This window comes from Martinezella calliandrae, from assembly GCF_030272695.1.
Lineage (GTDB): Bacteria > Pseudomonadota > Alphaproteobacteria > Rhizobiales > Rhizobiaceae > Rhizobium > Rhizobium calliandrae.
Genome location: NZ_JARFYN010000005.1, coordinates 1 through 25387 on the forward strand (window position 1 = coordinate 1; position 25387 = coordinate 25387).

At 59.9% G+C, this 25387-nt stretch carries 19 protein-coding genes and 6 pseudogenes; 15 read left to right on the forward strand and 10 right to left on the reverse strand.

The annotated features are described in order from the left end of the window. Positions 1-99: 99 nt before the first annotated feature. From PY650_RS05025 to PY650_RS05035, 3 genes and pseudogenes are all read right to left on the reverse strand, one after another. Positions 100-645 (reverse strand): annotated as a pseudogene (locus PY650_RS05025) (ParB/RepB/Spo0J family partition protein); the annotation flags it as partial. A 197-nt stretch (positions 646-842) separates the two neighbouring features. After that, positions 843-2039: a DUF932 domain-containing protein gene (locus PY650_RS05030; RefSeq protein ID WP_285877955.1), complete on the reverse strand. Its 1197-nt coding sequence runs from the start codon at positions 2037-2039 to the stop codon at positions 843-845. Between the two features lie 224 nt (positions 2040-2263). Further along, complete coding sequence (locus tag PY650_RS05035) at positions 2264-2467, reverse strand: hypothetical protein (protein WP_285877956.1); 204 nt, start codon at positions 2465-2467, stop codon at positions 2264-2266. 218 nt (positions 2468-2685) lie between these two features. Between PY650_RS05035 and PY650_RS05040 the strand changes: the two genes are divergently transcribed. The 4 genes and pseudogenes from PY650_RS05040 to PY650_RS05060 all read left to right on the forward strand — a co-directional run bounded on the left by PY650_RS05040 (position 2686) and on the right by PY650_RS05060 (position 4664). Then, entirely contained in the window at positions 2686-3279 is a 594-nt protein-coding gene (locus PY650_RS05040; protein WP_285877957.1) for a DUF6088 family protein, read from the forward strand. Then, positions 3272-3625, forward strand: a pseudogene (locus PY650_RS05045) (nucleotidyl transferase AbiEii/AbiGii toxin family protein); the annotation flags it as partial. The gene PY650_RS05040 and the pseudogene PY650_RS05045, both read left to right, overlap by 8 nt. Positions 3626-4130: 505 nt before the next feature. Continuing rightward, positions 4131-4235: pseudogene (locus tag PY650_RS05055) on the forward strand (IS5/IS1182 family transposase); the annotation flags it as partial. A gap of 36 nt (positions 4236-4271) precedes the next feature. Beyond that, a complete protein-coding gene (locus tag PY650_RS05060) occupies positions 4272-4664 on the forward strand; it encodes a GFA family protein (protein WP_285877958.1) in 393 nt (130 codons plus the stop codon). Positions 4665-4716: 52 nt separating this feature from the next. On the opposite strand, the gene choV is transcribed toward PY650_RS05060, so the two are convergent. The 3 genes from choV to PY650_RS05075 form a co-directional block, all read right to left on the reverse strand. Continuing rightward, a complete protein-coding gene (gene choV, locus PY650_RS05065) occupies positions 4717-5766 on the reverse strand; it encodes a choline ABC transporter ATP-binding protein (RefSeq protein WP_285877959.1) in 1050 nt (349 codons plus the stop codon). Beyond that, a complete protein-coding gene (gene choW, locus PY650_RS05070) occupies positions 5763-6620 on the reverse strand; it encodes a choline ABC transporter permease subunit (protein WP_285878115.1) in 858 nt (285 codons plus the stop codon). The genes choV and choW overlap by 4 nt, the downstream gene beginning before the upstream one ends. A 172-nt stretch (positions 6621-6792) precedes the next feature. Next, positions 6793-7749 (reverse strand): choline ABC transporter substrate-binding protein, encoded by a 957-nt coding sequence (locus tag PY650_RS05075; protein ID WP_285877960.1) that lies wholly within the window; start codon positions 7747-7749, stop codon positions 6793-6795. A 303-nt stretch (positions 7750-8052) separates the two neighbouring features. Here PY650_RS05075 and PY650_RS05080 point away from each other — a divergent pair. The 5 genes and pseudogenes from PY650_RS05080 to PY650_RS05100 all read left to right on the forward strand — a co-directional run. Continuing rightward, positions 8053-8829, forward strand: a pseudogene (locus PY650_RS05080) (transposase); the annotation flags it as partial. Next, positions 8796-9149: pseudogene (locus PY650_RS05085) on the forward strand (thymidine kinase); the annotation flags it as partial. The pseudogenes PY650_RS05080 and PY650_RS05085, both read left to right, overlap by 34 nt. Before the next feature lie 93 nt (positions 9150-9242). After that, positions 9243-9629, forward strand: a complete 387-nt coding sequence (locus PY650_RS05090) for a c-type cytochrome (protein WP_285877961.1) — start codon at positions 9243-9245, stop codon at positions 9627-9629. A gap of 81 nt (positions 9630-9710) precedes the next feature. Next, complete coding sequence (locus PY650_RS05095; protein ID WP_285877962.1) at positions 9711-10733, forward strand: hypothetical protein; 1023 nt, start codon at positions 9711-9713, stop codon at positions 10731-10733. 194 nt (positions 10734-10927) lie between these two features. After that, positions 10928-12067: a DUF2333 family protein gene (locus PY650_RS05100; RefSeq protein ID WP_285877963.1), complete on the forward strand. Its 1140-nt coding sequence runs from the start codon at positions 10928-10930 to the stop codon at positions 12065-12067. A 97-nt stretch (positions 12068-12164) separates the two neighbouring features. Here PY650_RS05100 and PY650_RS05105 read toward each other — a convergent pair whose 3' ends face one another. Continuing rightward, positions 12165-12896 carry a helix-turn-helix transcriptional regulator gene (locus tag PY650_RS05105; RefSeq protein WP_285877964.1) on the reverse strand — a complete coding sequence of 244 codons (732 nt, stop codon included), beginning with the start codon at positions 12894-12896 and terminating at the stop codon, positions 12165-12167. Between the two features lie 156 nt (positions 12897-13052). Beyond that, positions 13053-13514, reverse strand: a complete 462-nt coding sequence (locus tag PY650_RS05110) for an Lrp/AsnC ligand binding domain-containing protein (RefSeq protein ID WP_133705183.1) — start codon at positions 13512-13514, stop codon at positions 13053-13055. Positions 13515-13626: 112 nt separating this feature from the next. Between PY650_RS05110 and putA the strand changes: the two genes are divergently transcribed. Both putA and PY650_RS05120 read left to right on the forward strand, forming a co-directional pair. Further along, a complete protein-coding gene (gene putA, locus PY650_RS05115; protein WP_285877965.1) occupies positions 13627-16746 on the forward strand; it encodes a bifunctional proline dehydrogenase/L-glutamate gamma-semialdehyde dehydrogenase PutA in 3120 nt (1039 codons plus the stop codon). An 86-nt stretch (positions 16747-16832) separates the two neighbouring features. Next, on the forward strand, positions 16833-17810 hold the full coding sequence (locus PY650_RS05120; protein WP_285877966.1) for a COG3904 family protein: 978 nt from the start codon (positions 16833-16835) through the stop codon (positions 17808-17810). 15 nt (positions 17811-17825) lie between these two features. On the opposite strand, the gene PY650_RS05125 is transcribed toward PY650_RS05120, so the two are convergent. Continuing rightward, positions 17826-18338, reverse strand: a complete 513-nt coding sequence (locus PY650_RS05125) for a TIGR00645 family protein (protein ID WP_285877967.1) — start codon at positions 18336-18338, stop codon at positions 17826-17828. Between the two features lie 175 nt (positions 18339-18513). Between PY650_RS05125 and PY650_RS05130 the strand changes: the two genes are divergently transcribed. Then, entirely contained in the window at positions 18514-20193 is a 1680-nt protein-coding gene (locus tag PY650_RS05130) for a formate--tetrahydrofolate ligase (RefSeq protein ID WP_285877968.1), read from the forward strand. Between the two features lie 266 nt (positions 20194-20459). Here the strand turns inward: PY650_RS05130 and PY650_RS05135 are convergent, their stop codons facing one another. After that, a complete protein-coding gene (locus PY650_RS05135; RefSeq protein ID WP_285877969.1) occupies positions 20460-21263 on the reverse strand; it encodes an extensin-like domain-containing protein in 804 nt (267 codons plus the stop codon). A 279-nt stretch (positions 21264-21542) separates the two neighbouring features. On the opposite strand from PY650_RS05135, the gene PY650_RS05140 reads away from it, so the two are divergent. The 3 genes and pseudogenes from PY650_RS05140 to PY650_RS05150 all read left to right on the forward strand — a co-directional run. After that, a complete protein-coding gene (locus tag PY650_RS05140) occupies positions 21543-23765 on the forward strand; it encodes a TonB-dependent hemoglobin/transferrin/lactoferrin family receptor (protein ID WP_285877970.1) in 2223 nt (740 codons plus the stop codon). Positions 23766-24577: 812 nt separating this feature from the next. Then, positions 24578-24811: a hypothetical protein gene (locus PY650_RS05145; protein WP_285877971.1), complete on the forward strand. Its 234-nt coding sequence runs from the start codon at positions 24578-24580 to the stop codon at positions 24809-24811. A 241-nt stretch (positions 24812-25052) separates the two neighbouring features. Continuing rightward, a pseudogene (locus PY650_RS05150) lies at positions 25053-25238 on the forward strand (ABC transporter ATP-binding protein); the annotation flags it as partial. Positions 25239-25387 lie beyond the last annotated feature (149 nt).

Below are 25387 nucleotides of genomic sequence, written 5' to 3' on the forward strand. Positions count from 1 at the left end.
TGCCTGTATCCCTAGGCTACTGCCGGAGGAACGACAGGTTCTATCGGGCGGTCCAAGGATCACCCGTAAAACAATCACTCACGCAACTTCACGTCGCACGGCCATGAGCTGGTCGAGGGTCATACCGTCTTCGGCATAGACGTCGAGCAAGGCGGGCGAGACGGACGCGAGCTTCAGCCGCTGCTTCACCACGTTGACCGAGACGAAGAAGGCGGCGGCGATCTCCTCTTCGGACTGGCCCTTTTCGCGCAACGCGAGGAAGGCGCGGAACTGGTCGAGCGGATGGAGCGGCGCGCGCTGGAGATTCTCGGCGAGCGAATCCTCCTCTGCGATACCGCTGTCGCGAACGATGCACGGCACCGGCGCGGTCTTGGCGAAGCGCTTCTGCTTCACGAGCAGCTCCAATGCCCGGTAGCGCCGCCCACCGGCCGGGATCTCGAACATGCCGGTCCCGACGCCGGCCTGATCGACGACAGCGCGCACGCTGAGTCCCTGCAGGAGGCCGCGGCGGGGGATATCGTCGGCCAGCTCCTCGACCGAGACGCCAGCCTTCACGCGCCGGACGTTCGACTGGGAGAGCAAGAGCTTGTTGAAGGGGATGTCGCGCGAGGGCGAGAGGGTGATCTTCTGAACGGTGGTAGCCATCGGGATGTACTGCGCGACGAGCGCCGAAAGCCTCTCTCTCGGCATCAACTCGTCAAGAAGCGCAGCGCCGCCCTCTCACTCTGGAGGGCAGCGCCGCGGAACCGACGACTTCCAATTAGCGCACCTTCGACTCCCAATTAGCCGGCATCGGCTGAAAGCCGGAGACACGCCTTTCCGCATCTCCGGCTTTCCGGGACTCAGGCCGCCCGATCGAGCAGCTTCTTGGCCCGCGCCTCCAGGTCGAGCCGCGCGTCCTGCTGAGTCTTATCCCGCGCGACCGCGGTGATGCCCTGCACGAAGTCGAAGACGCTCTCGGGCTTGCGGCCTTCTTCGGCCAAGACGGTCTCAATGATCTTCGCCGTCTCGGCCTTGGAGAAGCCGCGCTTGCGCAGGAAGTCGCTGCGGTCCTCGTCGGAGCGGGCGACGATCTTTTCCCGCGCCGCTCTGATGCCGTTGACGAAGGGGAGCGGCGAGGAATTGGCGAAGCGGGTCAGCGCCGGCGCGGCCTCATGCGCGAAGCGGGAAGCGGCGTATTTCGAGTGACGGATGGTGATCTCCTCGAAATCCTCGACGCCCCACAAATTCCGGTTCTGGCAAGCGGCGCGGAGATAAAAGCTCGCCATGCCGAGCGTCTTCGCGCCCACCTCGGAATTCCAGCAATAGAAGCCGCGGAAGTAGAGGTCGGGCGAGCCGTCGGGTAGCCGCCCTGCCTCGATCGGGTTCAGATCGTCGACCAGGAAGAGGAAGACGTCGCGATCGGACGCGTAGAGCGTGGTCGTGTCCTGGGTGATATCGACGCGCGGATTGTAGATCCCCGTCGACCAGTCGAGCACGTCAGGCACCTTCCAGCGGGTATCGCCCGTGCCATTTCCGGCGATCCGCTGCACGGCCGCGACCAGCTCGTGGTCGAAGATGCGGCCATAGTCGGGCCCAGTGACGGCGCGCAGTTCGACGCGTCCGTCTTCGATCTCAAGTGTCTTCACCTGCTCGGCACGATGGGAGGTCAGCCCGTATTGGAGGTTGATTCCGGCGAGTGGCGCCGGAAGCTGGCGCAGATAAGCCGCCGGCGCGCCGACCAGGCCGGCAAGCTGACCGAAGCTCCAATGGGTGGGGGCGATCGGCGCGTCGGACCCGGGCAGCATCAGCGACAGGCGCTCGGCATCGTCGCGGCTCGCCTCGACCCGGATCGCCGCGCTCTCGACGGTTCGGGTGCGGCTCCGCTCGGTCCGGCCGCGGACGGCGGCATAGAGGTCCGACAGGGACAGGTAGCGCTCGTCCGCCGGCCGCGAGAACCATTCCGACGATACGCGGCCGATCCGCTCGCCGCGGCTCACATCCACCTTGTAGCCGCCAGCGCGGTCGCGAGCGGCGTCCTGAATCTCCACATGGGTCATGGCTAGTCTCCATGACGGGCGCCGGAGGCCTCTCCTCCAACCCTCAACCCGTCACGGCGAAGCCGGTCCGTCCTCTCACTCTCAAGGGGCGTTGCGAGGATTCCCCCGCAGAAGGGGGTGCGTCGGCGACCGCGGCGCCGATCAGGGGGAAGGCTTTCCCCTCCGATGATCCGTCGTCCCGCATCGGTGGGTTTCCGGCTTTCAGGTGAGCGGTCAGCCTCGATTTACCGAGCTGCCAGGGGCTCCGGGCGATCCATCGCCTCCAGGCGTTCGGGCATGTCGAGCAGTTTGAGCGCAGCGGCGGTCAAGGCTTCAGCGATCGTCGGATAGGTTTCGGCCGAGCTGATCGAAACGCCGTCGCCCGGGAAGGTCACCGTCGCTTGGAAGCCATTGCCTTTGGGCGTGGCGGAGAGGGTGATCGTCGGCATGTCCGGCCTCCACCTGTCTCGTTCCTCGCCGCCAGACTCGGCGAAGGAGGCCCGCAATCTTAGCGCAATCCTCGGATCTGAGACAGCTTCGTCCAAGCTGCCCTAGCCACGGGGTGCGGCTGGTCTGCCTGACTCCCAATTTCCGGAGCCTTCGGTGTCCTGGGCATTAGGTTGCAAACTGTCAGAAAACCGCTTATCTTTCTAACAGGAGAATGGCCATGTCGCATCTGAGCGAACAGATTCTGGCATATGCGGAGAGGCAGTCCGAAGGGGCGCCCATATCTGCTAAGAGCTTGCTCCACCTCGGCAATCGCGCTGCGGTGGACCAGGCCTTGTCGCGTCTGGCCGAGCGCGGGCAGCTCATCCGTGCCGGACGGGGAGTCTACCTCCGCCCGATCACGTCGCGGTTCGGCACGCGAGCGCCTTCGGTCGAACAGGCTGTTGAGGCGCTTGCCGCCCAGCGGGGCGAGGTCATTGTCTCGAATGGGGCGGCCGCGGCCAACGCCCTTGGCCTGACGACGCAGGTGCCGGTTCGGTCGGTCTATCTGACTTCGGGCCGCAGCCGGAAGATGAGCCTCGGCAAGCAGGTCGTGGAGCTGCGCCACGCGCCGCGCTGGCAGTTGACCTTGGGAAGCCGGCCGGCGGGCGAAGCGGTGCGCGCGCTCGCATGGCTGGGTCCCGACAAAGCCGAGGAGGCGCTCATGACGCTGAAGCGGAAGATGCCGCCAGGCGTCTTCGGCGAGCTGGTGGCCGCCGCGCCGCAGCTTCCGACGTGGCTCGCACGGAACGTGGGAAAGGCCGCCTATGGCTGACGCCTTTCTCTCCCTGCCGGTCGAGGACCGCCGTGAGGCCCTGCGCATCGCCGCCGATCGATCCGGCCGCCCGGCGTATCTTCTCGAAAAGGATGTGTGGGTCGTCTGGGCGTTGGCGACCTTGTTCGGATCGGACATCGGCGCGCACCTGGTGTTCAAGGGCGGCACCTCCCTGTCCAAGGCTTATGGCGTCATTCGGCGCTTTTCCGAGGACGTGGACCTGACCTATGACATTCGCGCCATCGCGCCCGACCTTGTCGGCGAGGACGGCGAAGCCCTGCCAAAAAACCGCAGCGAGGAAAAGCGCTGGTCGAAGGCGGTGCGCCACCGCCTTCCCGAATGGATAACTACGGCGACATGTTCGTGGCCTGCCTGCTACAACTGGATCGTGAATGCCGACGTGTCGAAGCTCGCCTGCGCCAATGATTTATATTGGCTTGTACGGGACAGTTCATCGGCGTGCTGGCCTACGGCGAACTTTCAGACCTTCACCTCTGCGCTCAAGGCATATTGGGAAAGCTGAGCTACCTGTCCGCCGCCATGCCGGCATTGTGCTCTTTTGGAATGGGCGGTGACAGGTTTAACCCGCATTTCTCACACCTAAGGCAGCGCTCAGGCGGCGTGTCGGCCCTTTCCAGCGAGTGTGAGAAATGCGGGTTAAGGGGTGTAGCTTCGACCTCTTTCAGCCTGCTTTATCCCGACGCTCGTTTATGATGTTGAACTCGCTTATAGCCGGAGGGTCGCTGAACAGAATCCGCGAATCCAGCCCCTTGACCCTGGTGGTATCGCAGTTGGTATGGGTTCGGAGCCTCACCAGAAAGCTCAATAGTAACAATGCGAAACTTAGCCTGTTGACGATCGAGTGGGAAAAATCAATCGCTTGCGCCGAAGCCTGGATGCTCATCGCCGACATCCGAATTCTCACCCGTAGGCTCGCAAGGTACTATGTTTATTGAATTCTTTTCGAGTGAGGCTCTTAGAGGAGAGGCAATATGGATCGCTTTACGGGTGGTTGCCTGTGCGGCAACGTCAAAATCGTGGCGTCGGGACGCCCGTACCGGGTCGGCATTTGTCACTGTCTCGACTGCCGAAAACATCATGGCGCCCTTTTTCACGCTTCGGCGATCTTCCCTCAGGATGCGGTGACGATCGAAGGCGAAACCGGCGTCTATGCCGGGCGGTCTTTTTGTCGATGCTGCGGCTCGTCTGTTTTCGCACGCAGCGCGGATGAAATCGAAGTAAGCCTGGGATCCCTCGATGCCCCCGACCAGCTGAGGCCAACCTACGAACTCTGGACTGTCCGTCGCGAGTCATGGTTGCCGCCGTTTCCACTCGCGAGACGATACGAGCGCGATCGCGATGCCACGAGCCGCTTTGAGGAGTAGGTCGGATGAGAGTATGTAAAAGCCCCTCCTGGAGGCGGAGGGGCGTTGGAACCTAATCTTTCCGCCGGTGGCTGGTGAGGCCGGCCACGACGTCCTGGGCGGAAATCGTGCCGATGATCGCGCCGTTGTCGACGACACCGATATTGCCCGGCTGGCGTGTCAGCGCGTCGAGAATCTCGACGAGCGGCGTCGTGACCGTTGCGGTCGCGGTGACCGAGCCGCCTGTTGCGGAGTGGCCCAGGCCCTGCTGCATGACATCGCGGGCGGTCAACATGCTGATCGGGTTCATGTGCTGCACGAAGTCGGCAACATATTGATCGGCGGGGTTCTTGACGATTTCCTGCGGCGTGCCGCACTGGATGATGCGTCCGCTCTCCATGATGGCGATGCGGTTGCCGATGCGGAAGGCTTCGTCGAGATCATGGCTGACGAAGAGGATCGTCCGCTTGAGGCGGCGCTGGAATTCCAGAAGCTCGTCCTGCAGGCGGGTGCGAATCAGCGGATCGAGCGCCGAAAACGGCTCGTCCATGAGCAGGATCGGTGCGCCCGTGGCAAAGGCGCGCGCGAGGCCGACGCGCTGTTGCATGCCGCCGGAGAGTTCGTTGACCTTGCGGCCGGCCCATTGGGTCAGGTTGACGAGCTGCAATTGTTCGTCGACACGCTTCTTGCGCTCGGCTTCCGTCACGCCGGCAAGCTCCAATCCGAAGCCGACATTATCGGCGACGGTGCGCCAGGGCAGCAGCGCGAACTGCTGGAACACCATCGAGACGGTGTGCATGCGCAGGTTTCGCAGTGCCTTGGGGCTGCAGCTATAGGGGTTGACCGGCCCTGTCTTGCTGTTGACGACGACATCGCCGCGCACCACCGGCGCCAGGCCGTTGACGGCGCGAAGCAGCGTCGACTTGCCGGAGCCGGACAAGCCCATGAGCACCAGGATTTCGCCCTCCTCGATTTCGAGCGTGGCATTGGCGACGCCGAGCACAAGGCCAGTCGTTTTGCTGATCTCGTCACGGGACTTACCCGCATCGACGAGTTTAAGCGCCGTATCGGGACGATCCCCGAAAATGATGCTGACATTCTTGAAGCCGACGGCGGTGGTCATGATTGTTCTCCTTCGCCGGGGGCACGGAACATGCGGTCGAGAATGATCGCCAGGATGACGATGCAGGCGCCGGAATCGAAGCTCTTGGCGACGTTGACGTTATTCAACGCGCGCAGCACCGGCACGCCGAGGCCAGGTGCCCCGACGAGGGCGGCAATGGACACCATGGAGAGCGAGAGCATGATCGTCTGCGTCAGGCCGGCCATGATCTGCGGCGTGGCGAAGGGGAGCTCGACCTTGCGCAGCACCTGCCGCTGCGTCGCGCCGAAAGATTCAGCGGCTTCGACGAGAGAAGGCGGCGTCGAGATGATGCCAAGACGGGTCATGCGGATCGGTGCGGGGATGGCGAAGACCACGGTAGCGACCAGGCCCGGGACCATGCCTAGGCCAAGCAGGATCATCGCCGGCACCAGATAGACGAAGGTCGGGATGGTCTGCATCAGATCGAGAACCGGGCGCATGAAGGCATAGAGCCAGGGGCGGCGGGCCGCAGCGATGCCGAGGGGGACACCGACAAGCATGCTGACGAAGGTCGAGGCCAGCACCAGCGCCAGCGTCTCCGTCGTTTCCTTCCAATAGCCCTGATTGATGGTGATCAGCAGGCCAAACAAGGTCAGAGCCGCGACCGGAATGCTCCGGCGCAGCCAGTAGGCAATGGCCGCAAAAACGACGACGACGATCAATGGATGCGGCGCTTGCAGCACAAACAGCAGCGCGGTGATCACATGCGCGACGACGAAGGAAAGTCCGTCGAAAAACCATGTAACATTGCTCGTCAGCCAATCCACGACGGCCTTGGCCCATGGACCGATAGGGATGCGATAGTCGGTTAACCAGTTCACGTCTTTGCCCACCATTGGGGCGGCTATCCCGGACGTCTCATATGGTTCCGGATAGGGCCGCCGGAGAATAACGGCCTATGGCGCCAGGCGGGCCGCTGCCCCGATCTGTAGCGCAATAGGAGGGAAGCAGTCTCTCGTTCAGGCAAGAGAAAGGGGCGGTTGAGCCGCCCCTTATCCTTGGATGCTACAGGCCGAGCTTGGCCTTGACTGCCGCGAGCCCGTCTTTGCCGTCCTTGGTGTTGACGCCGGCGAGCCAGGGGGTGATCGCCGCCGGATTGGCTTTGAGCCATTCCGTGGCGGCCACTTCAGGGTCCTTGTTCTCGTTCAGGATCTTGCCCATGATGTCGTTTTCCATCGGCAACGAGAAGACGAGGTTTTTGACGAAGGCGCCGACATTCGGGCACTCCTGCAGGTAGCCTGCCCGGACGTTGGTGTAGACGGTTGCGCCGCCGAAATTCGGTCCGAAGATGTCGTCACCGCCGGTGAGATAGGTCATCCTGTAGGTGTTGTTCATGGGATGCGGAGCCCAGCCGAGGAAAATGATCGGCTTGCCTTCCTTGTCTGCGCGCGAAACCTGGGCGAGCATGCCCTGCTCGGAGGATTCGACCACTTCGAAGCCCTTCAGGCCGAAGGTGTTCTTGTCGACCATGTCGATAACCAGGCGGTTGCCGTCATTGCCCGGCTCGATGCCGTAGATCTTGCCGTCAAGATCGTCCTTGTGGGCAGCAATATCCTTGAAATCCTTGATGCCGAGCGCGGTTCCCTTTTCGTTGGTCGCCAGCGTGTACTTGGCGCCCTCTAGGTTGGCGCGAACGGTTTCCACCGACTTGTCTGCGGCGAACGGCTTGATGTTCTCGGCCATGGAGGGCATCCAGTTGCCGAGGAAGACGTCGATGTCCTTGTTCTTCAACGATTGATAGGTCACCGGTACAGCGAGCACCTTGATGTCGGTGTCGTAGCCGAGGGCCTTCAAAAGAATGGAGGCCGTCGCCGTGGTCGAGGTAATATCGGTCCAACCCACATCGGCGAAATGCACAGTGCCACAGTTTGCCGCTTCAGCGGCGGAAGCTGTGGTTGCACCGAGCGTCAGCGCGGAGAGAGCTGAAGCGAAAGCAAATGCTGTAAAAGTCATTTTTATCATTGTGTAACTCCCAGTCTAGCGTTCCCAAGCAACCACCATTAACTGACATTTTCAAGCGACCTCAGTGTATTTGCGCCGGTTTCTAGGGGGTGATTGCGACTTCTGCATTTTCCGGTCGAATGTGCCAGCCGATCTTGTCCCAATAGGTGGCCTCTCGCAATTCCTGTGGTTTTCGCCGGGGGCGTCTTTCCTTCCGGCAACGGAGCACCCATGAAGCCCTTAAGGAGATCCCATGGGTGCGCGACGGCCTCCATTTTTGCAGAATGAATGGCTGTAAATTAACGCCCATATTGTGAGGCCCCGATGTTCAAGACCGAAAAAGCCGCGATCGCCATTCACACAAATCTTGGCGCGATCTTCATTTCACTGGAACTGAGCCGTTCGACCTGGCTGATCACGTCGCTGTCGCCGGGGAATGGCGAGAAGATGTCGAAGCACGCTTTGAAGGCAGGAGACGTCGCCGGATTGTTCAATCTGCTTTCGAAATTGCGGGATAGATGCCGGGCCAGAACCGGGGACGCCTATCCTGTCGTCACCATTCAGGAAGCCGGACTCGACGGCTTCTGGATCCATCGCGTGTTAGAGAAGGAGGGGATCGAAAGTCATGTCGTGGACGCGGCTTCGATCGCAACATCGCGGCGCCAGCGGCGGGTGAAAACGGATCGCATCGATGGTGAGGCGCTGCTTCGGGTCCTGATGGCGTATAAGAGGGGAGAACCCCGCGTGTGCTCTATGGCGCGGGCACCATCGCCTGACGAAGAAGACCGGCGGCGGATTGGCCGGGAGCGTAAAGCGCTAACAGCCGAGCGTGTCTCCCATATCAACCGGATAAAGGGACTGCTGTTCTCACAAGGCATCACCAATTACGAGCCAATGAACAAGGACCGGCGGCAACAGTTGGAAGTACTGCAGACTGGCGACGGGCATGCCTTGCCGACGCATATGAAAGCGCAGATTGCTCGGGAGCTGGATCGGCTGGAACTTCTGCTTGAACAGATCAGGACAGTCGAGGACGAGCGCGACGCGCTCATCGCTGCGCAGACTGCGGAGATGAACCGCTTGCCTGCGTCTTCGTCGACGAGGCGCAGTTTCTGTCGCGCGAACAGGTCTGGCAGCTTGCCCACATCGTCGATCGCCTTGGGGTTCCGGTCATGGCTTATGGCCTGCGCACCGATTTCCAAGGCAAGCTGTTTGCGGGTTCGCAGGAACTTCTGACGATTGCCGACGAGATGCGTGAAGTGCGCACGATCTGCCATTGCGGCCGCAAGGCAACGATGCTGGTGCGCCTCGATGGGCGGGGCAAGGTGGTGCACGAGGGTGCACAGATCGAGATCGGCGGTAGCGACAAATATGTTTCGCTCTGCCGCCGTCATTGGGAGGAGGCGATGGCCAGGGGGTGAAGTGCCCGCGGCATTGCGTCATCCCGCAGGCGGCGGCGAACTTCTCTATGGTCGCGGCAAGGATCGCTTTCAGATGTCCGATCGGGAGAAACTATGAGATTGCGCTGTCTGGTGGCCGCAGCCGCCGTTCTTTTGCCCGCCTCCGCTGCCCTTGCCGACGGTGACGCAGCCGCCGGGGCGGCAGTCTTCAAGAAATGCGCCGTCTGCCACACGGCGACCGAGCATGAAAACCATGTCGGGCCGTCGCTGATGGGCGTTGTCGGTCGCCCCGTGGCCTCCGTGCCGGATTACAATTATTCGCCGGCGATGAAAGCATTCGGTGCCGACGGCAAAGTCTGGGACGAGGCGCTGCTGCGAAAATACCTGCCCAGTCCGCAATTCCTGGTGAAAGGCACGAAGATGACTTTCCCGGGTTTGAAGAGCGACAAGGATCTCGACAATCTGATCGCCTATCTGAAGAGCCCGGCTGTCGCGAAGTAAGGCGGGTTTACGCGGTCAGGCATTTTCTTTGCGCATTTAAGCGGTTAGTCTCGCCAATGACGGCAACTGAGAGACGCTTTCATGGCAAAGGTCCACTCCTTCGACGGCGAGATCGACAAGGCGCGGGTGACGCTCGACAATGCGATCAAAGGCATGAATGCGGCCAATGCCGGGCTCGGCCGCCACACCAAGAGCGGCGGAAGTCTCGACACCATCAATTTCCCGGTAGAAGAGGCGTTGGTGCGCGAGACGATCGATTTGCTCGACCGTTGGAAAGCCCATAGCCTGTCGTTGGTGAAAGAACTCGATCTGGTAACCGCAACAGCTGATTTGCAGCACCGGCGGCTGTTCGATGAAAAGGCCGGGATCGACACTTCGGGGGGGCTCGGGCGCAGGATCGGCCAGGGCCATGCCAAGCCGGCGTCGATTGCGGCAGATCTCGAGGCGACACTGGCCGCTTCAGCCTCCCTCGACGCGCAATTTAAGACCGCGCGGCCGGCGCTGGTTCGATCCTTTCGCGAATGTGAGGCGCATCTCGAGCGGATCATCGAGCGGCGACGACACATTGATTTCGATATCGAGCAGGTGCAGCGTCAGGCCGATGCCTTAATTCCGAAAATAGCCGACCGACGCAGCAGCATCCCTTCGGCTCGCGATGCGGGTTCACGATCCGAATTGGAGGCCGAATATCACAGGCTGCTTGCCGAACGGGAGGATTTGCATGGGCAGGAGCGGGCCCTGCAGCCGGGCAGAGCAGCGCTACAGCGGCTCATCGATATATACGAGGAACTGGCTGATGTCCTGAACGCGAAAATCGCCGCCGTCAACGCGATGACGGGCAAGCTCACAATCGATATCGAGCAGCGGATTGCTTTGCTGAAGGCTGTGATGTCCGAAGCCGAACCAGCTCTGCCCGCCAGCGAAAGATCAGCGCCGGTAGCCGCATTGATTGCGACCTTCGAGGCAAATGTCCTTGCGGGCCACGATCTCGCGGCGCGCAAGGCCCGGGCAGACGATATCTTCACGCGGCGGTTGGACCCGCGTCCGCCAGCCGCGCCAGCGACAACGATCGAGCCGTCGGCGGAGACCGAAACTGAGACTTGATCGTCTTCCGAAGTTGAAAAAAGACAACAACCGGTTGCTGTCTCCTGCGGGAGCACATATCTGCTGGAACGAGAATAGCCGTAGGCTGCATGTAGTCCGAAAGTCCGGATCGGTTTTTCGAACTATACGTGGATCCGAGTTGTACTGCGTCTTTTGCTCGTCAGACGGACGTGCGGCGCAACAAAGGAGAGTTCATGCTTGATATGATCACTGCGTTCTTCAAGCGGATCGGCCGTGCCACAGCGCGCGGCTTCGGGCTTCTCGTCGCTTGGATAGTCTGGCCCTTTCTTGCCGCCCATGGCTGGTACCGGCAACGCAACTGGCTGATCAAGCTGCCGATCGCCGCTTTCCTGGCACTGATCGCAACGCTCTATGTCTATTTCATCTGGCAGACGCAGGCCTGGAGCGGCTTCGACCCCAACTATCCAGATGTTTACAAGTTTGCGACCCGTAAGGTCGGGGCAGGACAGCCGCTGCCGGCAGCCGATGGGCAGCAAGCAGCCGCGAATGCGCCGAAAACCTGCCAAACCTCGGGCATTGTCGATGTCACCGCCGATCTTATCGATTTCAACGTCAATCAGAATGCCTGGATTTCCTCGATGCTGCTCTTCAAGCTCGGGTTTTTCGGCGTGAGCTGGGACGACACGCCTTTCCTCGACAACAAGGCGGCCTTTCAGCGCGGCGTGAACCAGGCGGTGCGGCGCACGGCGGTGGAGTTGGTCGATACGCTCGGGCGCGTGCGTGGCACTTCCGGCATCAACAGCGACCTGCAGAGCGCCCGCGGCAATCTGCAATTCGACGAAACGAGCTGGTACTTCGGCATGCGCCCTTTTGGTCCGAAGACGCCGACGCCGAGCTATTATCGCGCAGCAATCGGCAGCCTGCGCAAGTTCAATACCGACCTCGGCACGTGCAATGCGGTTTTCGACAGCCGTGCCGACAACCTGCTGCAATTCATCGATCGTGTCTCCAATGATCTCGGCAGCACGTCGGATATTCTGGCGGAGCGATCGGAGAACCACAATTACGGTTGGTTCGATATGCGCGCCGATGACCGCTTCTGGTTCGCCTATGGCCAGCTCTACGGCTATTATGGCATCCTGAGCGCTGTCGGCGCCGATTTCCAACAGGTCATTGCGGAGCGCAATCTCGGCACGCTTTGGACCGGCACTATGAGGCAGTTGCAGGCCGCTTTGCGGATCCAGCCTTTCATCATCTCGAATGGGCGCGAAGACGGTTGGATCATGCCCAGCCATCTCGCAACGATGGGCTTTTATATTCTGCGCGTACGCTCGAATCTGGTGGAAATGCGCACTGTCCTCGGTGGCCGTTAGGGCAGGGCGATCGTCGCGCGGCGAGATCAGTCACGCGCCGCCGCTAAGGTCGACGCAATTTTCTACCGAACTGACGATTAGGAGCCTGATAAAACGATTAACTTATCAGTTTCAGACGGATGGCTTTGGCGACCAACTGAGTCCGGTTAACGCAATCGAGCTTCCGGATCGCATTGGTCATATAGGCATTGACCGTATGATCGGAGAGGGAAAGGATCTGGCCGATTTCGACCGAGGTCTTTCCTTGCGCCGTCCAGCGAACCACTTCCAGTTCCCGCGTCGAAAGCATATGCGGTACGGAACCGTCGTTGCGCCTAATGCAATTGTAGGTGTCGAGCCCCTGCAGCATGATCATGGTGAGCTCGTTGAGCTCGCTCTGGCCAAGGCTGCTCCGGTTACCCATGAACCAGAAAACCAGACGCTGTCCGTCCGAGGAATTGACGGGAATGACAACGCCCATTGGGCAATTATGGTTGATCAAGAGCGTGCGCAACTCGCGGGGCGGCTCTATGTCATGAGCTGCACTTTTTTCCAACAGATGCCACGGGCGCGGCATCACCGAATCCCGTACGCGCATCAGCATGGGGCAACGGCGGAGCAATTGATGACGATCAAAATCACGCAGAAACTGAGAAGGTATCGAGCCTTCGATAACCAGCGGCGTCAGCAGACAATCTTCGGAAACCGGAGCGCTGATGAGGGCCGCATGGCTGAAGCCGAAAGCGGAACTCGCACGCTCCAAAGCCTGCGCGAAAGCCGTTTGCGTCCGGGCTGTGGCCAAGTCGGCAGAAAGCAGCAGTTGTCTCTCAGCGGTGATTATATAGGACATTTGGATGTAAGCGCCCATAGCGTGTTAGGGCTATCAAATACCGGATTTGCGGGCGAATGCTAGAGACAAATTTGCGACACCAATCAGAAATAATTCCATTTTCATATGTTTTAATATGGTAAAGTTCTGATTTGTATTACTTTTCCGAAACGTGGTCTATACGGGCAGAAATGTCGTTCCCTTGACTTCCTCCATTACGGCATAAGTGTGCGTCTCGCGCACGCCCGGCAGCGGCAAAATCACCTCCGACAAAAACTGCCGATAGGCTTCCATGCCGGCCACCCGCGCCTTGACGAGATAGTCGAAACCGCCGGCGACCATATGACACTCGATAACGTCGTCGCTGCGCTTCACCGCGTCGGAAAATGAATCGAAGACGTCGGGCGTGGTGCGATCGAGTTTGACCTGCACGAAGACGAGCAGCGAGCGACCGAGCTTCTCCGGCGAGAGGATTGCCATATAGCCGGTAATATAGCCGTCACGCGTCAGCCGCTTCACCCGTTCGGCCGTGGCGGTCGGTGAAAGGTGGACCTGCTCGGCGAGCTCGATATTGGTAAGGCGACCTTCCTTCTGTAGGGCGCGCAGAATCTTGCGGTCAAGCCTGTCGAGTTCCTTCATTTCTCACTATTCCATCGTAAAATTGCAGAGAAACATCCATATAAGATGTCTTACTTCGGTGAAAAACACCAGAAAAGAACAGCTATGTTGCCGAAATCACGGAGAGGACCCCATGAAGAGCCAGATTTCCCCCGCATTTCCGCAGTTTAACGCACCATTTTCCGGTGATGACGATCGATTGCTGCATGCTTTTGTCAATGATCTGTCGTTTACCGAAAGGCAGGATGCGGCGATCGATCAACGCGCCAGCCGGATGATCGAGGCCATCCGCGACAATTCCGGCTCGATGGGCGGGGTAGAGGATTTTCTGCGCGAATACGGGCTCTCCACGCGTGAAGGATTGGCGCTGATGGTGCTTGCCGAAGCGCTGCTGCGCGTGCCGGATGCATTGACCCAGGACAAGCTGATCGAGGACAAGCTGAAGGAGGGCGGCTGGAGCGAGCATGAGGCCAGGGGTGATAGCTGGTTCGTGTCGGCCTCCGCCTGGGCGCTCGGTGTTTCCGCCCGTATTCTGCGCCCCGGCGACACGCCGGAAGGTGTCGTGCGCGGTCTGGTCAAGCGGCTCGGCCTGCCGACGGTACGCAACGCCACCAAGCAGGCAATGCGCTTCCTCGGTCATCATTTTGTCCTCGGTGAAACCATCAAGGATGCGCTGTCGCGTGCCGCCAAGAGCGAGGAGAAAGGGTATCGTCATTCCTTCGACATGCTGGGCGAAGGCGCGAGAACGGCCGCGGATGCCAAGCGCTATTTCCAGTCCTACGCGATGGCGATCGAGGCGATCGGCGGCTGGATGGCAAAGAATGCCAAGGGCAAAGTGCTGCCGGACCGCATGGGGATTTCCGTCAAGCTATCAGCTTTGCATCCGCGCTATCTTGCCACCCACCGCGAACGGGTGATGAAGGAACTCGTGCCGGACCTGTTGAAGCTCGCGCAGATGGCGAAGGCCCATCAACTGAACTTCACCGTCGATGCCGAGGAGGCCGATCGACTGGAACTGTCGCTCGACGTCATCGCCGCCGTCTTCGCCGATCCATCTCTGGAGGGATGGGATGGCTTTGGGCTCGCCATTCAGGCCTATCAAAAGCGCTCGGCCGCGGTGATCGAGTATATCGACCGGCTTTGCGCCGTCCATAACCGCCGGATGATGGTGCGTCTCGTCAAGGGTGCCTATTGGGATACGGAGATCAAGCGCGCGCAGGAGCGCGGACTTGAGGACTATCCGGTCTGGACGCGCAAGCAGGCGACGGACCTTTCCTATCTGGCATGCGCCAAACTGATGCTGGACAAACGGGCGCGCATCTTTCCGCAATTTGCCACGCATAACGCCCTGACAGTTTCGACCATTCTCGAACTAGCCGGCGATGACCGCTCCGGTTTCGAGTTCCAGCGGCTGCATGGCATGGGCGAGACCCTCTACAACCACCTGCTCGCCGGAAACGACCGTGTCGCATGCCGTATCTATGCGCCGGTCGGAGGTTATCGCGACCTGCTCGCCTATCTCGTCCGCCGCCTTTTGGAAAACGGTGCCAACTCCTCCTTCGTCGCCATGGCCGGCGACAAGAACGTGCCGGTGAAGGCTCTTCTGGAGCGGCCGGCCATCAAGTTGCAGCTCGATGTTGGTGCCAGCGCCCGCAACAGCAAAATTCCGATGCCGGCAGAGCTTTACGGCAAGCGCAGGAACAGCGCCGGCTTCGAATTCGGTCATCGCCAAAGCCTCGAAACGCTGATGGCGGGTATCGGCAAGGATGCGAGCGCCATTCAAGCGAAGCCGCTTATCCCCGGCGGCAACGCCTCCGGCTCCGAAACGCCTGTCATCTCGCCCGCCGACCATCGAAAGGTGGTCGGCTCCGTTCGAAACGCGACGGCCGCGGATATCGACCAGGCATTTGCGGCCGCGGCGAAGGGTTTCAAGGCATGGTCGCGTCGGCCGGTCGAGGACCGCGCGGCCTGCCTGGAAAGGATGTCGGATCTGATGGAAGCCAACCGCGACCGGTTGCTGGCACTGCTTGCGGCGGAAGCAGGCAAGACGCTGGATGACGGCATCGCCGAAATCCGCGAGGCGGTGGATTTCTGCCGTTACTATGCCAGCGAGGCGCGGCGTCTCTTCGCCAGCCCGGTGAAAATGCCGGGACCGACCGGCGAGGACAATCGCTATCTCTGGCGTGGACGTGGCGTGTTCGCCTGCATCTCGCCCTGGAATTTCCCGCTTGCGATCTTCCTCGGCCAGATTTCTGCTGCGCTCGTCGCCGGCAACGCCGTGCTTGCCAAACCGGCGCCGCAGACGCCGTTGATCGCCTATGAGGCGGTAAAGCTGTTCCATCAGGCCGGTGTGCCGGAAGATGTATTGCTGTTCGTTCCGGGCGGACCGGATGTAGGCGCAGCGCTGACTGCGCATTCGGCCCTTGCCGGCGTGGCCTTCACCGGCTCGACCCGTACGGCCTGGGCGATCAACCGCGCGCTTGCCGCCAAGGATGGCCCGATCGTGCCGCTCATTGCCGAAACCGGTGGCCTCAACGCCATGGTCGTCGACGCGACTGCGCTCGCTGAGCAGGTGGCCGACGATGTGGTGATGTCGGCTTTCCGTTCGGCTGGGCAGCGGTGCTCGGCGTTGCGCCTGCTTATGCTGCAGGAGGACGTCGCCGAGCATATGACTAAGATGATCGAGGGGGCCGCGCGCGAGTTGAAGCTCGGCGATCCCAGCATGGCCGATACCGATGTCGGTCCGATCATAGACGAAAAGCAGAAGGCGATGCTCGAAGCCCACATCGGCGATATGGAAAAGACCCAGAAAGTCCGTTACGCGGGCAAGGCGCCCAACAGCGGCAGTTTCTTTGCGCCGCACATCGTCGAACTCGACAAGCCGGCGGCGCTGACCAAGGAAGTCTTCGGTCCCGTCCTGCATGTCGTCAAATGGAAGGCGAAGGAGCTGCCTCAGGTCCTGGCCGATATCGCCGCTTCCGGCTACGGCCTGACGCTTGGCGTCCATAGTCGCATCGAAACGACGATCAAGACCGTCACCGAGGCGCTCGATACCGGTAACGTTTATGTCAACCGTAATATGATTGGCGCGGTGGTCGGAACGCAGCCTTTCGGCGGCTCGGGGCTTTCCGGAACAGGCTTCAAGGCCGGCGGGCCTGCCTATTTGCAGCGATTTGCGCTCGAACAGGTGATTTCGGTGAACACGGCGGCCGCCGGCGGCAATGCCAGCCTGATCGCCATGGGCGACGGCTGACGAGCGACCGTGAAAACCTGCCTTGCGAAGGTCAAAAGTGATTGCTATCGGTCTTACCATAGCAATCGCTTGCAGGCCTATATTGCATGACCTTTCGTACCTTTCCGCAGCGTGCCGCGCGGTGTTGCCAACGGACCTTGTGGTTCCTGACGACAGTTCTTCTTCTGTTGCTTTCCTTCGCGTCCGCTGAGGCAGCCGGTTCTGACGTCAGTCAGCCCATGGAATTCCTGCTGGTGCATGGTGACATGGCCTGGTGCCGCGCCGACAACAGCTGTCCGGACTGGATCTCAGCCGAAGGGCAGATCATGGCGGATACGCCGAAGAGGTTGCAAAAGCTGCTGAAGCGTCTCGGCGACAGGAAATTGCCGATCGTCGTCAGTTCGCCGGGCGGCGATGTCCGGGCGGCTATTGAGATGGCATACACCATCCGTAAACGGGGACTTCCGATCGCGGTCGGCAGGACGCGCTCGCGCGATTGTTCCTATGCCGAGCCGATCTGTTCGGCTGCCCGCGCAAAGGATGGCTCCATCAAGGGCGAGACCTACTCATTCGGCGCCATCTGCTTTTCCGCCTGTCCGCTGTTTTTTGCCGGCGGCGTCGAGCGCGTTTCCGGCCCCTTCGCGCTTCTTGGCGTTCATCAAATCACCACGACCTACAGTGAAGTGCGCGTTCAATACCGCACCGAATATGAAACGGTGAATGGCAGGCGAAAGATACTCTCCAAGCGAGAGGTCGGGCGCAAATTCGTTGGTAAGCACGACACGACCAAGCTTGATAAGCAACAGAAGGCGAGGCTTGTCGCCTTCCTGAAGGAGATGGGTATCGACAAATCGCTGGTCGATCTTATGCTCGGTACCCAGCCGACCTCCATCCATCTTATTGCGCAGATGGATGCGCTGAAGCTGAAGTTGACGACGCAGCTTGCCGCCGCCGACCAACTCGTTGCCGCAAGAAACTGCAAGGACGAGCAATCGATTGCCGAGTGTGCCGCGCCACCGCCGGCCTCCGCGGCGCCAGCCTCTGTCGCGCCGACCCCCGATATGCCGCCGATCGTCGGCGAATAGTTGCGCTTTCGGACCTCAGGCGTCCTTGCTTTTAGCTTTGGACATGATGATCCTTTCCAGAAAGCCGAGCAAGAGCGCGGACACGACGAAGGCCAGGTGCATGATGGTCAGCCACATCAACTTGGCGTTCTCGTACTGGGTAGCGTTGAGGAAGACCTGCAGCAGATGGATCGATGAAATGGCGACGATCGAGGAGGCAACCTTGATTTTCAGGCTGCCGGAATCGAGTTTGCCCAGGAAGGAGACTTCACCATCGGCCTCGTCGAAGCGGCTGACGAAATTTTCATAACCCGAAATCATCACCATTACGATGAGGCTGGCCACCAGCGCGGCATCGATGAGGCCGAGGATCGCGAGAATCATGTCCGCTTCTTCGTACTGGAAGATGCCCGCGACGACCTTCAGGAATTTGTAGCCGAACGAGACGGCATAGATTGCGAGTGCGGCCGACAGGCCGAGATAGAAGACGACCAGAATCCAGCGGCTGGAGAGAATGATGCGCTCGACCAGCAATTCCAGGGACTTCATGTCTCATCCTTTTCGTTCATCCTGCAGCCACTCCGCGAAAATAAGTGCGCGTCCGCCTTGGGGCAAGACCGGAGAGTTTCAAGCAGGACTGCAATCTGCAGCTATTCACAGTCGATATTTATTGGGTTATCCCGGCAGGATGAATGCCTTAATGTTCAGGGCGGGATCGGTTCAGATGTCAGCGGTGAAATCCGATATAGAAATCGCGCGCGCCGCGAAGAAATTGCCCATCGTCGAGATCGGCGCCAAGCTCGGTATTCCGTCCGAAGATCTGGCGCCTTATGGGCATGACAAGGCGAAAATCGGCGCCCATTTCATTGCCGCGCAGAAAGATAGGAAGGATGGCAAGCTGATCCTCGTCACGGCCATCAACCCGACGCCGGCCGGCGAGGGGAAGACGACCACGACCGTCGGCCTTGGCGATGGGCTGAACCGGATCGGCAAGAAGGCGATTGTCTGCGTGCGCGAAGCTTCCCTCGGCCCCTGCTTTGGCGTCAAGGGTGGGGCGGCGGGCGGCGGCTATGCGCAGGTCATTCCGATGGAAGACATCAACCTGCATTTCACCGGCGATTTCCATGCCGTCACCTCGGCGCACAATCTTTTGGCTGCGCTGATCGACAATCACATCTATTGGGGCAACGAGCAGAATATCGATGTCCGTCGCATCACCTGGCGGCGCGCCATGGACATGAACGATCGCGCACTGCGCGATATCGTCGCCTCCCTCGGCGGGGTGGCCAACGGTTTTCCGCGTGAGGGCGGCTTCGACATCACCGTCGCCTCCGAAGTCATGGCGATCCTCTGCCTGGCCTCCGATCTGCAGGACCTGGAAAAGCGGCTTGGCAACATTATCATCGGCTATCGCCGCGACCGGACCCCGGTCTATGCCCGTGACCTGAAGGCGGACGGCGCAATGGCGGTGCTGCTCAAGGACGCGATGCAGCCGAACCTGGTACAGACCCTGGAGAACAATCCGGCCTTGGTGCATGGCGGACCTTTCGCCAACATCGCCCACGGCTGTAATTCGGTGATCGCCACGCGCACGGCGCTGAAGCTTGGCGACTATGTCGTCACCGAAGCTGGCTTCGGCGCCGATCTTGGCGCGGAAAAATTCTTTGACATTAAGTGCCGCAAGGCCGGTCTCTCGCCGGATGCGGCGGTGATCGTTGCAACGGTAAGGGCGCTAAAGATGAACGGCGGCGTCAAGAAGGATGATCTCGGCCAGGAGAATGTCGCAGCCCTGGTGAAGGGCTGCGCCAATCTTGGCCGGCACGTCGCCAATGTCCGCAAGTTCGGCGTACCCGTCGTCGTTGCGATCAATCACTTCATCTCGGATACGGATGCGGAGATCGAGGCGCTGAAGAATTATGTGGCCCGCCTCGGTGCCGAAGCGATCCTTTGCCGCCACTGGGCGGAGGGCTCCGCAGGGATCGAAGAACTTGCCTATAAGGTGGTCGAGCTTGCCGAATCCGGTCAGGCGAAGTTCCAGCCGCTTTATCCCGACAATCTCTCCCTACTCGAAAAGATCGAGATCGTCGCTTCGAAGATCTATCACGCGGGCGAGGTGACCGCCGACAAGGCCGTGCGTGACCAATTGCGCTCTTGGGAGGATCAAGGCTACGGCCATTTGCCGGTTTGCATGGCGAAGACACAATATTCCTTCTCGACGGACCCGAACGTCCGCGGCGCACCGGAAGGGCACATCGTGCCGGTTCGCGAAGTGCGTCTATCCGCTGGCGCCGGCTTCGTCGTCGCCATCACCGGCGAGATCATGACCATGCCGGGCCTGCCAAAATCACCAGCGGCAGAACGGATTTTCCTCAATGATCAAGGGTATATCGAGGGATTGTTTTAAGTTCTGATTCTAGTGCAATCATCTTGGCGCCACGGATCAAAACCTTGTCGGCCAGCGTCGAGATGTGCGCATAACGGCCTGGATTTCTCGCGTTTGGTCCGTCGCGCGTAGACGATGATATGAAAGGCGACTAGCACCAGCTCCCGTGCTTGCTATGCGCCGACTGCCCTGCTTTTCGGCCGTCATGGTTACCAGGGAGGGGCAGAGAATTAACGCTCACGCAATTGTGGGTTAGTGGTCCAAACGAGGGCGCTAAAGGCTGAGTTTCAGTGGCAATATCTGAGCTCGCCCTGCCGCTTTAAAACGTCCAAATGGAAATGCGTCTCGTGCGCAGCGTCGCTGTCCGGGTCAAGGACAGTTGTGAAATAGAGGCAGGCGGAGGCGCTTGCCGCGCGCTGGAATGCGCCCGTTAGCGTCGGATCTTCGTGGCGGGGTTCGATGCCCACGGTCTTGCCGTTCTCAAAGGTGAAGCTGGCGATGTCGATGGCATTGCCGCGGGCATGTTCCGAGATTTTGCCGGTGGTGGCGTTGTTGCGCAGGCGGCAGACATAGGTCGAGGCCTGGTTGACCACGGTGATCTGACCGTTGTCTTTCAGCGCTGCAGCAGCGGCGGGGATCACGCTCTCCTTTATCCAACGGGCAAGCGCCAGGGCAGTCTCACATCGCATCGTGCCTTCCGGTTTCAATTTGATGCCCGGCAAAGGATCGGAGAGGGCAATCGGTTTGTCGATGCCGCAGCCGTTACCGTCATCGATGTGGGGAATATCCTTAAACACTGCACCGATGGCGCTCAACTTTCCAACGCAGGCCTGATGCTCCTCGTCCGATTCCGTTGCGATGGTCAGCGGCGGTCTGGGCGGTCCTTGCATTTCCTCGACGGCTGGCTGGGTCTGCGGATTTGTTGGTTGGGTCTCTGGAACCGTTGGTTTCGGTGTGGGTATCGGCAGTTCGCCCAGTGGCTGGGTTTGCTCGCTATCTGGCTTGGGTTCAGGCATCGGGCCGGTTTCAGGGAGGGAGGCTGCCGTCAACATGGCGACGGCGGTCGTGACGGAGATGATCCGGAAAAGCATCAAGCATTTCACCCATTTCTAATGGCAACGCTGGGACAACGCTCGACGCAGCGATTTCGTTGCAATTCAGCAACTTTACCGGTCTGCTTTTAAACATGACAATTTTATTCATGTTTGTATGGACTGCATATATTGACAATAATAGTCATGTTTTTTATGCGGCAGAAAGAAGGCGGAAATTGCTCCGCTTCGTTCAACGAAATGAACCCAGCCAGCCCCTTGCGTGCGACAGAAGGCACCAACCAGCCAGCCCGGTGAAGCAATTCGAAAGGAATGGTTATGGTTGTCCGGCGATCCCGCTCGGTTCTCTTGGCGTGCACCGCGTTTCTGGCTCTTGGGCTCGGCACGGTGTCTCACGCGCAGACGTTAAATCAGAATGATGCGACCGCGGATAAAGCGGCGCCGAAGGGCGACCGCGTTACGGAGCTGAAACCCATTGTCGTCAAGGGAAAGGCATCGAAGGATGTGCTTACCGGATCGCCGACGACGACCGAGACAACGGCCAAGGAGATCGACGACAATCAGATCACTCGCATCGAAGACCTTGGCCGCAGCACCGAAGTCGGCGTTGGCTTCGAGCGGACCAGCGGCAGCGTCAATATTCGTGGCCTCGAAGACGATCGCGTGCTGACGACCATCGACGGCATCCAGATCCCGTTCCTGCTCGACGGGGCTCGCGACGCGGACGGCGGCGTCAACAGCTTTGACTTCAATACAGTTTCGACAGTCGATATCGTGCGCGGCTCCGATTCCAGCCGCGCTGGCTCCGGTGCTCTCGGTGGAGCTTTCGTGCTGCGTACGCTCGAGCCGGAAGACCTCATCGGCGCCAATGCGACCTGGGGCGGGGTCTTCAAGCTCGGCTACAACGGCGACGACCGCAGCATCGGTGGCTCGGCCGCCGTTGCGAAGCGCATCGACAATACCGCTGTGCTTTTCCAAGCGGGATACACGCATGGCCATGAGCTAGAAAACAACGGCGCTGTCGGCGGCTATTCCACCAAGCGCACCGAAGCTGATCCGGCCGACTACAACCAGCGCAATGGCCTCTTCAAGATCCGCCAATACACCGATGTCGGCACCTTCGGGATCACGGCGGAGCATTTCAGCAAGGACACGGACACCGATTGGCGCAGCAAGCAGAGCCCGGCCGGCAATTTCCGCCCCGGCGACTACGATAAGACTGATGGCATCGAACGCAACCGCGTGTCGCTCGACTATAAATACGAGGCCGACAGCACCGGTTCGCTGATCGATGCCGCTAATGCGGTCTTCTATTGGCAGAACCTCCTGCGCGAAAACGGCGCTGAGGGTTATCGCCATACCTCCGTCATCGGCGATTATTGGCGCCGCAACGAGGTCGAGGATCGCAGCATCGGCTTCAATGGCAATGCGTCGAAGTCCTTCGATACCGACAACCTACATCACAACGTCACCATCGGCCTCGACGCCGCCTTTACCAAGACGCATCAATATTCCGCCGGCGGCGATAGCTGCGATCTTCCCCGCTGGGCCGCTTCCTGCGCGTTCCTGCACACCAACCAGTCGGATATGCCTGATGTCGATGGCAAGCGCGTCGGCGCCTTCATTGACGACAAGATCGAGATCGGCTCCAGCGGCGTTTCGCTGACGCCGGGCTTGCGCTTTGACTGGTACGACTATTCGCCTAAAAATACCGATGCCTATCGCGACAGCGCAAACTATAGCGGCCTGCCATCCGGCCAGTCCGACACGCGCTTTTCGCCGAAGCTGCGCGCGGCGTACCAGCCGCAGGATAATGTCGAGCTTTATGCGCAATGGGCGATGGGCTTCCGCGCGCCTGATGTCAGTGAACTGTATCTGAACTACGGCGTACCTGGCGGCTATGTCTCCTACGGCAATCCCGACCTGAAACCGGAAACCAGCAATGGCATCGAAATCGGCGCGAACCTCGGCGACGATGATTTCGGCGGCCATATCGGCGGGTTCTACAACAAGTATAAGAACTTCATCGACGCCGAGAATTCTGTTGATCCGACACATACTTATCCGCTCGGGATCACAGAATACTTCAATCGCGATAACGTCCGTATATTCGGCATCGAGGTCAATGCGCACAAGACGTTCGACAACGGCATCCACATCAAGGGCGCGCTCGCCTATGCCAACGGCAAGGAGCTCGACACCGGCGAATGGCTCGATACCGTCGCTCCGGCAAAGGCTGCCTTCACTGTCGGCTATGCCACCGAGATCTGGGGTACGGATCTGACCTTCATCACCGCGACGAGCGAGCCGAAGAAGGATGGTGACAGCTTCCGCACGCCGGGCTACGGCATCTTCGATCTGACGGCATGGTGGGAGCCGGAACAGGTGAAGGGCTTGTCGCTGCGGGCAGGGGTCTACAATATCTTCAACAAGACCTATTACGACGCACTCAACGTCGCCTCGACCAGCCTGACCCAGCCGCACGAATTCTATTCCGAGCCGGGCCGGACGTTCAAACTGACACTGACTAAGAAGTTCTGATCGATCTCATCCTGTGCAGCAAACCAGGCGGTGCTTCGGCATCGCCTTTTTTTCTTTGTAGTCCTATGCTGCCGATGGCGGGATAGCCCGAGCATCTCTCGAAACATTGTCTCCTTCAGCGTTCAATGCTATCAACGCTGTTGAACCTATTGAGAAAGGAGGGCCGAAGATGATCACGTTTGTCTGGCGCAATCGCCAGTTCGGCCCGAAACAAGCCCTGCAGATGCGTTTGCAAGCGGCATAAAAGTATTGTTTTTCAACTTTTTGCGAATAGGTGCCCAATTTCGGTGCCCAATTTTGCCAACGAACGGTGACGAACTAATCCAGGCGTCAGCGGAACGAAGGCGGGAGCGTCCTTACCAGCCGCCACCGCCTGCCCGGTGTCCCTGCCGCGCTGTCGGTAAGGCAGCCAGCGCCTGCCGGGAAGGTACTGCTGCGCTCAGGGATGCCCATGCGCACGTTGGTTGTCGAAATGAAGCCTTCCGCGTCTCGCTCGCCACACCGATCAGCGAGCGTGCCGATTTGCACGGGGAAGAATGGTAGTGGAGGATCGCTCTAATACATCCCCCACATTTTGCTTCGCCGCGTGAATATTGCATGAAACGGCAACACTGAGGGCCTGTCAGTACAACTCGGGTCATACACTCGGTGCCAAGCCTACGGCGCGAAACCGAGCACAGAAATGTACATGAACTGCCGCTTGCAAACCGACGCCAATCGTTCGATGCACCGCATGGGCGCGGCGGCAGTCCAAGGGGCTTACTGGAACACGTACAACGCCATGACGCGCAACCGGTTCTGAAGGCAGGGACATGGATCAAACGACCATCATCGCCATTGTCGTCGGGCTCGCGCCGCTGGCAATTAGCCTAGCCTGCATGGGATGGCTAGGAATAGTCGTGGCGCTTGTCTATTACGCGGCGATGGCGCTGGCCTTCGGCTCGCTCGTGACCACGGGCAGCCCGTTTACAGCGCTCGCCGTATTTCTGATCGCCACCGCAATCTGGATTTTCATTCTCTATGCTGGCTATGAAGCGCGCAAATGACCAAAGGGGAGGGCACATCATACAACACATCATCGACGTGATCGGCAGCAACATAGACCAGATCATCGTGATTGCGGCGGGCATCGTTCTCGCCCTTATCGTCCTATCTGTGGTCGCGGTGCTGCTGTTTGTTGCCGTCGCCATGGTCACTCTATGGATGAAACTCCGGTCTATCCAACGCGACCATGCGCATGAGAGAGCCGAGAGGATGAGAAAACAAGCCGAACGTAGGAACAAGCAATATATCGATGGGCAGGAGGCGCTGGAAGGCGAGCTGATGGCGCAGGAGGCAAGTTGCTTGCTTGTCTCCCACGACCGCAGCTTCGTCCGTGCCGTCGGCAATCGCTTCTTGCTGATCGAGAAGGGACGACTGGTCGAGGTCGACGGGCCGGAGGAGTTTTTTGAAGCGGCCCGCCGGCAGAGCTAAATGGCGAGGGCGAGGCGAATATCGTTTCTGCCCATTCCCCCGAGATTGCGGCTTGCGCATCACCGCATCTCACGCTAACAATTCGCTCCATGAACATGTCCTTGAACAACATTGCAGTTTGGTGGTGGGCACGCTAAGGCGGCCTCGAC